General features: G+C 61.7%; 10 protein-coding genes. All 10 read left to right on the top strand.

Annotation, left to right across the window (positions count from 1 at the left end):
- Positions 1 to 169: 169 nt before the first annotated feature.
- Positions 170 to 3,298, top strand: coding sequence for a PAS domain-containing protein (locus tag NKI54_RS18945; protein WP_352692166.1), 3,129 nt, complete (start codon positions 170 to 172; stop codon positions 3,296 to 3,298).
- Positions 3,299 to 3,672: 374 nt separating this feature from the next.
- Positions 3,673 to 6,510 carry a sensor histidine kinase gene (locus NKI54_RS18940; protein ID WP_352692199.1) on the top strand — a complete coding sequence of 946 codons (2,838 nt, stop codon included), beginning with the start codon at positions 3,673 to 3,675 and terminating at the stop codon, positions 6,508 to 6,510.
- A complete protein-coding gene (locus NKI54_RS18935; protein ID WP_352692165.1) occupies positions 6,507 to 7,148 on the top strand; it encodes a response regulator transcription factor in 642 nt (213 codons plus the stop codon). The genes NKI54_RS18940 and NKI54_RS18935 overlap by 4 nt, the downstream gene beginning before the upstream one ends.
- Before the next feature lie 2 nt (positions 7,149 to 7,150).
- Positions 7,151 to 7,540, top strand: coding sequence for a response regulator (locus tag NKI54_RS18930; RefSeq protein ID WP_023716983.1), 390 nt, complete (start codon positions 7,151 to 7,153; stop codon positions 7,538 to 7,540).
- Entirely contained in the window at positions 7,530 to 8,213 is a 684-nt protein-coding gene (locus NKI54_RS18925) for a response regulator transcription factor (protein WP_352692198.1), read from the top strand. Before NKI54_RS18930 ends, NKI54_RS18925 begins: the two co-directional genes overlap by 11 nt.
- 560 nt (positions 8,214 to 8,773) lie before the next feature.
- Positions 8,774 to 9,754 (top strand): alpha/beta fold hydrolase, encoded by a 981-nt coding sequence (locus NKI54_RS18920; protein ID WP_502894826.1) that lies wholly within the window; start codon positions 8,774 to 8,776, stop codon positions 9,752 to 9,754.
- A 50-nt stretch (positions 9,755 to 9,804) separates the two neighbouring features.
- On the top strand, positions 9,805 to 10,167 hold the full coding sequence (locus NKI54_RS18915; RefSeq protein ID WP_023674201.1) for a hypothetical protein: 363 nt from the start codon (positions 9,805 to 9,807) through the stop codon (positions 10,165 to 10,167).
- Positions 10,168 to 10,280: 113 nt separating this feature from the next.
- On the top strand, positions 10,281 to 11,030 hold the full coding sequence (locus NKI54_RS18910; protein WP_023674202.1) for a glucose 1-dehydrogenase: 750 nt from the start codon (positions 10,281 to 10,283) through the stop codon (positions 11,028 to 11,030).
- A 436-nt stretch (positions 11,031 to 11,466) separates the two neighbouring features.
- A complete protein-coding gene (locus NKI54_RS18905; protein WP_352592496.1) occupies positions 11,467 to 12,258 on the top strand; it encodes an alpha/beta fold hydrolase in 792 nt (263 codons plus the stop codon).
- Between the two features lie 67 nt (positions 12,259 to 12,325).
- Positions 12,326 to 13,084 (top strand): SDR family oxidoreductase, encoded by a 759-nt coding sequence (locus NKI54_RS18900; RefSeq protein ID WP_023674205.1) that lies wholly within the window; start codon positions 12,326 to 12,328, stop codon positions 13,082 to 13,084.
- The last annotated feature ends 40 nt before the right edge of the window (positions 13,085 to 13,124 follow it).

Below are 13,124 nucleotides of genomic sequence, written 5' to 3'. Positions count from 1 at the left end.
GGTCCCCGTAGCGGCGATATCTCCGCGCAATGCATGGATTTCCATGAGATGCAGCCGAGGCATGGCGGAACTAGATTTAGGCGGTGAGTTCGCCTGTCCAGATATTGAAAACAAGTGCTATATCAAGCGCTGACCGTCCCCAGGCTTTTTTGTCCGACAGGAGAAGCCAATGACATCAGCGTCCAACTCACTTGGCGAAATCGACCCCGAAGCAACGCTTGCGCTGCAAATCATCGAGAGCATGCCCGGCCACGCGTGGGCAGCCGATGCCGCCGGAAGATTCACCTATCTCAGCCCAAACACCCTGGCGTTCCTCGGCAACACGCATGAGGGTCTCAACACTTCCGAAGACGACGATGAGTTCGGCTGGCGTCGAGCCGTCCATCCCGACGATTATGATCCTGTAGCCGCCAGATGGCGGCATTGCCTCGAAACCGGCGATCCCTATGATACCGAGCATCGCCTGCGGCGCGCCGATGGCGTCTATCGCTGGTTTCGAAGCTCAGGACGACCATTTCGCGATAGCCAGGGGCGCATCGTTCAATGGTACGGCACGACAATAGACATTGAGGACCAGAAGCGGGCCGAGTCAGCATTGCGTGACCGGGAGCGGGAACTCTCGCAGCTCGTGGACATGGTCCCGAGTCACATCTGGCGGCTCGATCCCGACGGCGAGCCGATCTTCTTCAATGGGCGCATGGTCGACTTTCTCGGCCTCGATGTAGCGGATCTGGACCGACCGGGCATGAGCCGGCTGGCGGTGATGATACAGGCCGCCGTTCATCCGGACGACGCGGCAGCATTCGGCGATGCACTCCGTGGTTGCTTCGCTACCGGTGCGAGCTTCGCGAAGCGCTATCGCCTGCGCCGTGCCGATGGCGTCTATCGCTGGATGTCGAGCCGGGCGGAGCCGATGCGCGATGACGCTGGCCGCATCGTCCAGTGGTACGGCCTCTGTCACGACATAGACGATCAGATGCACGCCGAAGCGGCGTTGCGGCAGAGCGAGCAGCAACTTCAGCACATGATCGACGCGGTGCCGGTCCGCATCTGGAGTGTGATGCCGACCGGCGGGCCGGTCTACTTCAATAAGCGATACCAGGACCATTTCCGCTCCGTTATCGCGAACTTTGATGTGCTCGGCGAGCCGGGCATCGAAACGTTGCTGCACGAGGTGATTCATCCCGAAGATGCGCCCGAGGTGCAGCGCACGTTGCTGAGGTGTTTCGAAACTGGCGGCGGCTCCGCGATGCGGTTTCGCTGGCGCGAAAAGGACGGCACCTATCGCTGGGCTGAGTGCAGGGTCGAGCCGCGGCGCGATGACGACGGAACGGTCGTGCAGTGGTACGGGGTTTCTCTCGACATCGACGATGAGGTGCGCGCGCAGGCGGCGTTGCGCAAAAGTGAGCGGCGCCTCCAGCAGCTGATCGACACCGTGCCCGCTTTGATCTGGAGTACGACACGGGAAGGGACGCCTTCCTACGTCAACAAACGGTTCACCGATGTAACCGGGGCCACGCTCCACGACATCACCGCCCCGGACGGCTCGCCGTCGCTGAGCGTGATCCATCCAGACGATATCGACGCCGCACGGCAGGCGATCCGCCATTCATTCGCAACGGGCGTGCCTTACGTTCAGAGATATCGCCAGAGGCGGGCTGACGGCGGCTATCGCTGGACCGAGACTCGCGCCGAGCCGCTGCGCGACGAAGATGGCAGCATTCTCCAATGGTACGGCGTGAGCGTCGACATCCATGACCTGGTGACCACGCAAGCCGCGTTGCACGACCGGGAACGAGAGCTCTCGCAACTCGTCAACATGGTTCCGAGCTACCTCTGGCGGCTGTCTCCCAACGGTGAGCCGACCTTCTTCAACAAGCGCCTGATAGATTTTCTCGGCCTGGACATAGCGGACGCGGAAAAGCCGGACACGAGCCGGCTGGCGGCCTTCATTGCCACCGTCGTCCATCCCGACGATGCAGCCAGCCTGAGGGAAGCACTCGACGGCTGCTTTGCCACCGGCGAGCGATTCTTCATGAAGTATCGCCTGCGCCGTGCCGATGGCGTTTATCGTTGGATGGAGGGCCGCGCGGAGCCGCTGCGGGACCAGGGTGGACGCATCGTCCAATGGTACGGCCTTACGCACGACATCGACGATCAGCTGCGCGTCGAAGAGGCGCTGCGCGAGAGAGAACGGGCTCTCTGGCAGCTCGTTGAAACACTGCCGGCAATGATCGATTGCGCCGCGCCGGATGGCGAACCGATATATCGCAGCCAGCAGCTCCGCGAATTCCTCGGATACAATCTTGAGGAATTGGACGAAGCGGGAAAGTCCCGGCTGGCTGGCACACTCGACGCCGGTGTTCATCCCGACGACCTGACAGGTGTCAAAGAGAGATATGCCGATTGTCTGTCCACAGGCGAGCCGTATGCGCGACGGCACCGTCTGCGGCGCTTCGATGGTGAATATCGCTGGGTCGAGACGCGCGCCGCGCCGATGCGCAACGCTGAAGGCGCCATCGTGCAGTGGAACGTTATCTGCCTCGACATCGAAAATGAGATGCGGACACAAGAGGAGCTTCGGCTGGCACAAGAGAGACTTGCGCGTGCGAGCCAGGCGGCGAGCCTTGCCGAACTCTCCGCATCCATCGCTCATGAGGTGAACCAGCCGCTGGCCGCCATCGTCGCCAACTCCAACGCATGCCACCGTTGGCTGTCCGCCGAGCCCCCGAACGTCGAGCGCGCGAAGATCACGGCCGAGCGTATCATCCGCGATGCCAACTCGGCGGCGGATGTCGTCAGCCGCATCCGTGCCTTGTTCAGACCTTCGCTTGAAATGAGAACCAGCACACCGATCCCCAGCGTCGTTGCCGAAGCACGTGACCTTATGGCCGAGGAAGCCATGCGGCGTCGCGTTCGCATGGACATCGACGTCGAAAGCAACCTTCCGCTGGTTGCGTTCGATCGCGTCCAGATTCAGCAGGTCCTGGTCAACCTCATTCGCAACGGCATGGAGGCGATGGACACCACGGCGGGCGACAAGGTTCTCGGAATGCGCGTGCGCCGGATAGAGGACACGATCCAGACCGAGGTCCGCGACCGAGGCCCGGGTATCGAACTTCCTAACAAGATATTCGAGCCGTTCTTTACAACGAAAGGGAACGGAATGGGCATGGGGCTCGCGATCTCGCGTTCGATCATCGAGTCTCACGGCGGACGCCTTTGGGCGGTGAATAGCATGCCGCGTGGGGCGACATTCATCTTCACCCTCCCGGTTGAAGCGAAAGCTGCGCAATAACTGGCGGCGCTCAGTAAGCGCTTGGTTTTTTCGGCTCTCGGTGAAGGGGCGCCGCCGCCCCGTGCAATGCATGGATTTCCATGAGGTGCGGTTGGGGCGTGGCGGGATTAGGGTGGCTACGTGAGTCCGTCAGCCCAGTCCAGCTATCAAGAGCAAGTGCTACACGAAGCGCCGACAATCTCCAGAGTTTGTTTGTCCGTCAGGGGCACCCGATGACGATAGCGCCCAACTCACTTGGCGAGACCGATTCCAACGCAACGCGCGCGTTAACGCATGACTTGGACCGATCCGGATCGGGAAGTGGCCGATCTTTCGCGACGAATGAACCGGGCCTGATTCGCGGCAACATGATCAGCGATCTTGAAAGAGGCAGGTTGTCGCGCGCCTGGTCGCACCGTCCCCAATTCTTGCATCTGGGGCTTTTTATTACGGCCTATGTCCTGGGCTGCGGCTTCGCCCAGTCGCTCGCAATCATACCTGGAACAGGGATTTCCATTTGGCCTCCGAGCGGGCTTTTCATCGCTACGCTTGTCTTCGCCTCCAGGTATAGCTGGCCGTGGTGGGTGCTGGGGGCCTGTGTGGCAGAACTGTTCAGCAACTTCTTGTGGTTCCACACTCCGCTGCCCGCGGCCTTCCTGATCTTTGCCGGCAACGCTCTTGAAGCGGTGGCCGGCGCATGGCTTGTGAACCAGACCTGCAAGCGCCCAGTTCGGCTGGAAACGTTGCGGGACGTTCTCGCATTCGTCGCACTGGCCGCTGGAGTTGCGCCAGTTGCAAGCGCGACGGTGGGAAGTGCGGCGCTTGCGTGGTTTGGCATACAATCGCAAACCTTTGCGACGGCTTGGCCGCTGTGGTGGATCGGAGACGCGACGGGAGTCCTGATCGTAGCGCCACTGGCGCTGGTCGTGTTCCAGAACTGGCGCGGCAAGGCGCAGCTCTCGGCGGCGCGGTGGATGGAAGCTTGCGTCCTGGGGCTGACCTTTCTTGGTATCGCCGCCCTTTCCTTGAGCGGCTATCTGCCCTTCGCCTACATCATCATGCCGCCTCTTCTTTGGGCCGCGGTGCGCTTTGAGTTCCGAGGCGCCGCCGTAGCATTGACCGTTCTCGCTCTGATCACGGCGGTATTCACGATATCCGGCGCCAGCCAATTTGCCGGCGATCCCGAGTCCCAGAAGCACAACCAGATCATGCTGCAGCTTTTTCTGGCCATCTCTGCATTTTCGGCGCTCGTCATGGCCGCCATTTCCAGGCAGCATCAGGCGGCGGTGCTCACTTTGCGCCAAAGTGTGGAGACCTTGCGGGAGCGGGAGCGAGAACTCTCGTTGCTGGTCGAAATGATCCCCGCTCACATCGCCCGTATGGCGCCCAACGGCGAACCAACCTTCTTCAGCAAGCGCACGACAGACTATATCGGCCTCAACGACATCGCGGGCTGGGACAAGCCGGGCACGAGCCGCCTGGCGACCGTAGTCGCGGCAGCCGTCCATCCCGACGATGGACCCAGGATGAGAGAATGGCTCAGCCGCTCCCTCGCCACCGGCGAACCCTATCCCATACGGTATCGCCTGCGTCGCGCTGACGGTGTCTACCGCTGGAGGGAGGGCCGCGCCGAGCCGCTGCGGAACCAGAGTGGGGCGATCGTGCAATGGTACACGGCCAGCATCGACATCGACGATGAGGTGCGCGCGCAGGAGGCATTGCGCGACCGGGAGCGGGAGCTCTCGCAGCTTGTCGACATGGTTCCGAGCCACGTTTGGCGCCTGACGCCGGACGGCGAGCCGACCTTTTTCAACAAGCGAATGGTCGATTTTCTCGGCCTTGACGTAACGGATTTGGACAAACAGGGCATCGGCCGGCTGGCGGCGATGATAGCGGCCACCGTCCATCCGGACGACGACGCAGCATTCGGCGATACGCTCAGTCACTGCCTTGCTACCGGCGAGCGCTTCTCCATGAGGTATCGCCTGCGCCGCGCCGATGGCGTCTATCACTGGATGTCGAGCCGGGCAGAGCCGATGCGCGATCACGCTGGCCTGATCGTGCAGTGGTACGGCCTCTGTCACGATATAGACGATCAGATGCAAGCCGAAGAGGCGCTGCGGCGGAGCGAATTGCAGCTTCAGCAGATGATCGACGCTGTGCCGGTCCGCATTTGGAGCGCGGTGCCGACCGGCGGGCCGGTCTACTTCAACAAGCGATACCAGGACCATTTCCGCGCCGTCATCGCCAATTTCGAAACACTCGGAGAGCCGCGCATCGAGGAATTGCTGCAAGAACTGGTTCATCCTGAAGATGCTCCCGAGGTGCTGCGCACGTTGCTGAGCTGTTTCGAAACAGGCGGCGGTTCCGCGATGCGGTTTCGCTGGCGCGAAACAGATGGCTATCGCTGGGCGGAGTGCAGGGTGGAGCCGCGGCGTGATGAAGACGGGGCGGTTGTGCAATGGTACGGGGTTTCCCTCGACATCGACGAAGAGGTGCGCGCCCAGGAAGCGCTGCGACAAGCCTCCGACAAACTCGCGCAAGCCACTCAGGCTGCAAGTCTCGCCGAGCTTTCCGCTTCGATCGCGCACGAGGTGAATCAGCCGCTGGCCGCGATCGTCGCCAATTCCCATGCATGCCACCGTTGGCTGGGCGCCGTCCCGCCGAACGTCGAACGCGCGAAGATTACGGCCGAGCGCATTATACGGGACGCCAATTCGGCGGCGGACGTCGTCGGCCGCATTCGCGCGCTGTTCAAGCAATCCACCGAGACGAGGACCAATGCGACGCTCAGCAGTGTCATCGCAGAGGCACGCGACCTCGTGACCGAGGAAGCGATGCGGCGGGGCGTTCGCATCAGCGTTGATGTCGGAAGCGACATTCCGCTAGTCGCGTTCGATCGCGTCCAAATCCAGCAGGTTCTGGTCAATCTCATCCGCAACGGCATGGAGGCGATGGACTCTTGTGCGGATGACGGAGTTATCAGCATCCGCGTGCGCCATATCGGGGATGTTGTCCAGACCGAAGTCAGAGATCGCGGCCGGGGCGTCGAGTTTCCCGACCGGATATTCGAACCGTTCTTTACCACGAAAGAGCAAGGGATGGGCATGGGACTGGCGATCTGCCGTTCGATCATCGAGTCGCACAGCGGGCGTTTATGGGTCGAGAAGAACGAACCACGTGGAGCGACGTTTATCTTCACGTTGCCGATTGAAGCGAAAGCGGCGTCATGACGACGGACGGCCAAATTGTCTTCATCGTAGATGACGATGAACGCGTCCGGGAGGCGCTCAGTGAGCTGCTGGCCGCACATGGCATGCGTGCCGTAGAGTTCGGATCGGCGGGCGATTATATCCGCGCTGACAAGCCGGACGTCCCTGCCTGCCTCATCCTCGATATCGAGTTGCCGGATATTAACGGCCTCGATCTGCAGCGGCAGATTGCCGAGGGCGATCATCCGCCGATCGTTTTCCTGACGGGACATGGCGATATCCCGTCCTCGGTGCGTGCGATCAAGCACGGCGCGGTGGATTTCCTGACTAAGCCCTTCAGCGATGCAGACCTCATGGCCGCAATCCATGCGGCGATTGCCCAGGATCGGGTACAGCGATCGGAGCGCGCCGAGCTGGGCGTGTTGAAGCAACGTTATCTCGAGCTGACGCCGCGCGAACGTGAGGTGCTGCCGCTGGTGGTCAGCGGCTTGCTCAACAAGCAGGCCGCCGCTGAACTGGGGATCAGCGAAGTTACGCTGGAAATTCATAGAAGGAACGTCATGCAGAAGATGGTCGCGGCGTCGCTCGCCGACCTAGTGCGCATCGCCGAGCGATTGGGAATACCGATCACGCACTCGCGCAGGGCAGGGGGGAGCTGAGCGTGAGCAAGCGGAGGCCTGTCGTGGCGATTGTCGACGATGACCCAAGACTGCTCGAGTCGCTGGAGGACCTTCTGGAGTCCGCCGGCTATGTGGCCCGCAGCTTCTCGTCGGCGGGGGCGTTGCTGGTCAGCGGCCTGTCTGGATTGGACATGCTTATCACCGACATCGGGATGCCCGGCATGGACGGCTTTGAACTTCGTGACTTGGTCAAGAAGGCGCGTCCGGACCTGCCTGTGTTCCTGATCACCGGCCGCCACGAGATAGTGGATCAGCACCGCGCCAAGGGCATTGGCGGGCTTTTCCGCAAGCCGTTCGATGGCCAGGCACTGCTTGCGGCGATCGGCGACGCTTTACGCAACCCAGAAACGGAGGCTAAACATGAGAGTTGACCAATTGCCCTTACCGAGATCGACGCCGTCATCACAGCAGCGAAGGGCTGAAGCCGAGCAGCCGCTGGTCATTATTGTCGATGATGATGCCTCTGTTCGGGAGGCGCTGTCTGAATTGATCCTGTCGGCGGGTTTCCTGCCGGTGTGCTTTACCTCAACCCGTGAATTGCTTGACGCCGACGTGTTGGAGAGCCCCGGCTGCTTGATCCTCGACGTGCGCATGCCGGGGACGAGCGGTCTCGATCTGCAGCACCATCTTGCGAAAAACGGCAACCCCAAACCCATCATCTTCCTGACCGGGCATGGCGACATCCCGATGACTGTCCAGGCGATGAAGGCCGGCGCCGTGGACTTTCTCACCAAACCGGTGCGGGATCAGACGCTGCTTGACGCTGTGATCGCCGGCATTGCGGTGGATGCCAAGCGGCGGGTGGATGCCGTGATCGTCAAGCGCAATATCGAGCGCGTCGGGACGCTGACGCCGCGCGAGCGCGAGGTCCTGCGTGAAGTGGCGCGCGGACGCCTCAACAAGCAGATCGCCTTCGACCTCGGCATCAGTGAAGTGACGGTCAAGCTTCACCGCGGCAATGTCATGCGCAAGATGGAAGCCGCTTCCATCGGTGAGCTGATCCGGGCGTGGGAAACGCTGCCCGCGCCGATGCGCGAAGTCTAGAATTTGGCACAAGCCGATCCATGCCCCATCCAATAGGATCGCCCGGCGCGCCCGGCCATTTCAGGTGCTTTCTCAGCGCGCCCAGGCCTTCCTGCCTGTTGGTACGCTCGTGCTGCTGCGGGTGATCCTGATGTACATCGGTGGTCCTGTTGGTGTTTCGCGGCAAGGCCCGCGCCAAACATCGGTTACCACTGAGCGGCGCTCTTTGGCGGCGCCAGTCTGACCGACAAACTCGCAACATTTCATGCATCAGCAACTGACGCCGGCGATGCCGCGTCGGTCCCCGCGCCGCTACCCAAGCCTAAATTGACGTGTGTCTATAAGAGCTTGCCTTAGCCCGGCCCTATCTTCGGCGTGCCTGCCCTGCACCTTGGCATCGTATGACAGATGCTTCCGTAGAATAGGTTCGCGGCCCGGATCGATGCATCCTGTTCCTCGCAAGCCATCACGACCGTCGCGTTTCTACCGCTCCTCGCTCGCTCCTCCCCGAACGCGACCGCACAGGCCGACTCGACGGTCGTGATGGTGAGCAGGATGTTCAAAGCACATGGATGGACATGATGAACAAAGACGGACTTTTCTCCGTCGGCGGATCTCGCCGCGATGTCTTGTTGGCAGGCCTGATCTCTACGGTTGCCGCCGGACTGCCCCGCGCTGCTTCGGCAACGAGCCGAAAACAAAACCTTCCCTCTTCCCCCTCAATCAAAGGAACCAAGACGATGAGCACCATCACGACCAAGGATGGCACCGAAATCTACTACAAGGATTGGGGCAAGGGTCCTGTCGTCACGTTCTCGCACGGCTGGCCGCTGAATTCCGACGCCTGGGACGGCCAGATGCTCTTTCTTGCCCATAACGGCTTTCGCGTCGTTGCGCATGACCGGCGCGGCCATGGCCGATCGAGCCAGGCCACGTCCGGCAACGACATGAACGGCTATGCGGACGATCTTGCAGCCGTGATCGAGGCGCTGGATCTCCGGGACGCCACGCTGGTCGGCCATTCCACCGGAGGAGGCGAGGTTGCTCGCTATATCGGACGGCACGGCACGAAGCGGGTGGCCAAGGCTGTTCTTATCGCCGCTGTTCCGCCGATCATGGTGAAAACGCCGGCCAATCCGGAAGGCCTGCCGATCGAGGTATTCGACGGCATAAGGGCTGGCCTCGTCAAGGATCGTTCGCAGTACTACCGGGACCTCGCACCGTTGTTTTATGGCGCGAACAGGCCGGGCGCCAAGGTTTCCCAGGGGACTCTGGATCAGTTCTGGCTCTGGAGCATGCAGGCGGGTCTCGTGAACGCGTACGAAAGCGTCAAGGCGTTCTCCGAGACCGATTTTACCGAGGACCTCAAGAAGTTCGACGTACCAACCCTCGTCCTGCATGGCGAGGACGATCAGATCGTCCCTGTCAAGGACTCGGCAGTCAAGTCGGCCCGATTGATCAAAGGCGCAAAGGATATCTATTACCCCGGCGCGCCCCACGGGATCACGGCCACGCACCAAGATCAGGTCAATGCTGATCTGCTCGCCTTCATCAAAGGATAGCACGCCCTCAGTCACGACCGCATGTTGTCCGCAATTCCTTGGAGCCGCCGATGACCACCTTTGGCAATATTTCGCGCGCCCTGAACCGCATTTCGGGTGGCGCGCCAGGTCAAACCTTGTGCGCTCGCATAGCCGAGCGGTGGCCTGAATGCTGGTTCTGTCGGCTCATGTCCCGGATTGTGGAACCGAACCACTGCGCCATCGAGCTGGAGCGCTGGCAGAGGCGCGAAACATATGCTGCGCCACGGCTGCCGCTCGGGCAACTGCGCCTGTGCAGCGCGGAGGCGATCGCCGGCGTTCGACACTACGTCGCGCTGTCGGGGGTCGCCGCCGCGCGCTTGTTCTGCCTTGAAGGCCAAAGCGCTCTCCAAGACGTCAAACTGGCTAAGCGCCGGGAGTTTATCAATCGGTAGCCGTTTGCGATTGCCGCTCATTTTGGCGGTCTCAATTCGGCGTGAAATTTTCTTGGCCAGCAGTTGCGACTATCGCAGCAGCACCGGCACTATTTTTCGAAGGCAGGAACGAAATGGGCGCACTCTCGGGCAAGATCGCGGTGGTCACCGGCGGAAACAGCGGGATCGGACTATCGGCTGCAAAAATCTTTGCGGCCGAGGGCGCGCAAGTCGTCATTACCGGCCGCCGGCGGCAGGCGGTCGAGGAAGCGGTCGCACAGATCGGGGCAGGCGCGCTGGGCATTCAGGGAAATGTGGCCGACGTGTCGCACCATGACGAGGTAGCGCAACAGATCCGCCAGAGGTTCGGGGCGCTCGACATCTATATGGCGAACGCCGGCATAAACACCATCACGCACTCGGCCGACGTCTCCGAGGCAGAATATGATGCGCAATTTGCCGTCAATACGCGAGGCGTCTTCTTCGGCGTCCAGAAGCTGATTCCGGTCATGCGGAATGGCGGCGCAATCATCCTCACAGGCTCGCTGGCCAGCGAGAAGGTTCTGGACGGTCATGCTGTTTACGCGGGCTCGAAGGCGGCCATAAATGCCTTTGCGCGCGGTTGGGCGATCGAACTGAAGTCTCGCGGCATCCGGGTCAACGTGCTCAGCCCAGGTCCGGTGGATACGGCTATTCTCGATAAGCTAGGCGTACCGTTTGAGCAGCGCGGGCTGTTTGAAAAGGCGATGGCGGAGGCAATACCCCTGGGCCGGATGGGGCAGCCGGAAGAGCTGGCAAAAGCCGCCCTGTTCCTTGCCTCGGACGCGAGCAGTTTCGTCACGGGCATCAATCTGCGGGTCGACGGCGGGATGGCAGTGCTCTGAGCCACGACTGCGATGTCGCGCCAATAGACTGGCGAATAACGCCGGTCCGGCTGTTTGACCCATACCAAGGCATTGGGCGATGCGGGCCGAAGGCCAGGAACTATGTCGTTGACGAGAGGAGGCTTTGCCGCCGTGTTCGATCCGGCCGGCTCACCAGCGCTCAACGGATCGACCGCGCCAGGCTCTCGCCACGGCGGCAGCGGCGTCTTGCAAACACAACTCTCTGGCCGCGCGCCCTCAGTGTCTGTTCCGGCGACCGCCGCCAATGCACACCCCGCATAGATACCTCAATCATGCTGCAGGGCACCTGATCTCCCTGGTGACCTACCCTGCACCTTGGCATTGTATGACAGACCCTTCCGCACAATAGGTTGGCGGGCCGCGTCGGCGCATTCTCCTGAGCATTGGTCACCACAGGCCACACGGGAGAAAGCAAATGCGAAACATAACTCGAGTCCTGGCCCTCACCGCAGCGCTTGCCGCGTCGGGCGGCGGGATGGCGCAGGCCGCGAATTCTCAGCCCAAGCCGACGATCGTACTGGTGCACGGCGCCTTCGCGGAATCGTCGAGCTGGGATGCAGTCATCACCAAGCTCAGCAAAGACGGTTATGTAGCGATAGCCGCAGCTAATCCGCTCCGCGGCGTTGCCAGCGATGCGAAAGCAGTCTCAGCCATCGTCCGGTCGGTTTCCGGGCCGGTCGTGCTGGTGGGGCATTCCTACGGCGGGCCTGTCATCACCGAGGCCGCCAATGGCAATCCCAATGTGAAGGCATTGGTCTACGTGGCGGGTTTCGCGCCGGATACCGGCGAATCGAGCCTTACGTTGTCCAGCATGTTTCCCGGCAGCACCTTGGGGAGCGCGCTTGCTCCAGTCGCGTTGCCGGACGGCGGACAAGACCTCTTCATCGAGCCGGCCAAGTTCCGCGCCCAGTTCGCCGCCGACGTTCCGCAAGAGCAGACTTTGCTGATGGCTGCCACTCAACGCCCTGTTGCGCAGGCGGCTCTGGCTGAAGCCTCGGGCGTCGCCTCATGGAAGACGCTGCCGTCCTACATGATCTACGGCTCGGATGACCGGAACATCCCGGCAGCCGTCATGAGCTTCATGGCCAAGCGTGCGCATGCGGTAAAGACCGTCGTCATCGAGGGTGCGTCCCATGCGCTCATGGTTTCGCATCCCGACGAGGTCACGTCACTCATCGAGGATGCTGCTGCATCGGTCAGTCAGTAGCAGGCCGGAAACGCCCAGCATCCGATCGAGCAACGAAAAATAGACACGCAACACCAGGAGACCAGACATGAAGATCGTCGTCATCGGCGGAACCGGGCTGATCGGTTCAAAGACCGTGGAGAGACTGCGAAACAAAGGACACGACGTGCTTGCGGCGTCGCCGAATTCGGGCGTCAACACCGTTACGGGAGAGGGTCTGGCGGCCGCGCTTGCCGGTGCGCAGGTCGTCGTCGACCTCGCGAACTCGCCGTCGTTCGAGGAAAAGGCTGCCCTGGAGTTCTTCGAGGCATCCGGGCGTAATCTTTTTGCCGCCGAAACGGCCGCCGGCGTCCGTCATCACGTGGCGCTGTCGGTCGTCGGTACCGACCGGCTGCAGGGCATGGGCTATTTCCGCGGCAAGTTGCTTCAGGAAAAGCTGATCAGGGAGTCCGGAATTCCCTACACCATCGTTCACGCCACTCAATTCTTCGAATTCACCGCCGCCATCGCAAACACGGGCGCCGTCGGGGATACCATTCATATGTCGCCGGCCTACTTCCAACCCATGGCGGCTGATAATGTTGCCGATGCGATGGCGGACGTCGCGCTTGCCGCGCCGTTGAACGGCATGATCGAAATTGCCGGCCCGGAGCGTGTTCGCATGAGCGAACTTGTCGAGCGCTTCCTGAAGGCCACCAACGACCCGCGCAAAGTCGTCCCGGATCCCGGCGCGCTCTACTACGGCCAAGTGGCAATCGACGATCGAACGCTGGTGCCCGGCGAGAACGCGCGCATCGGCGCCGTGCGTTTCGATGATTGGCTCAGCCGATACACACCACCGAAGTAAGTAATCATCGGATAGGCCCGCCATTCGCACAACAAGGAGA

The sequence above is a fragment of the Mesorhizobium sp. M0663 genome (assembly GCF_040320585.1).
Classification (GTDB): Bacteria; Pseudomonadota; Alphaproteobacteria; order Rhizobiales; family Rhizobiaceae; genus Mesorhizobium.
The sequence above is the reverse complement of the archived record's forward strand: the minus strand, read 5'-3'. Positions and strand labels throughout refer to the sequence as shown.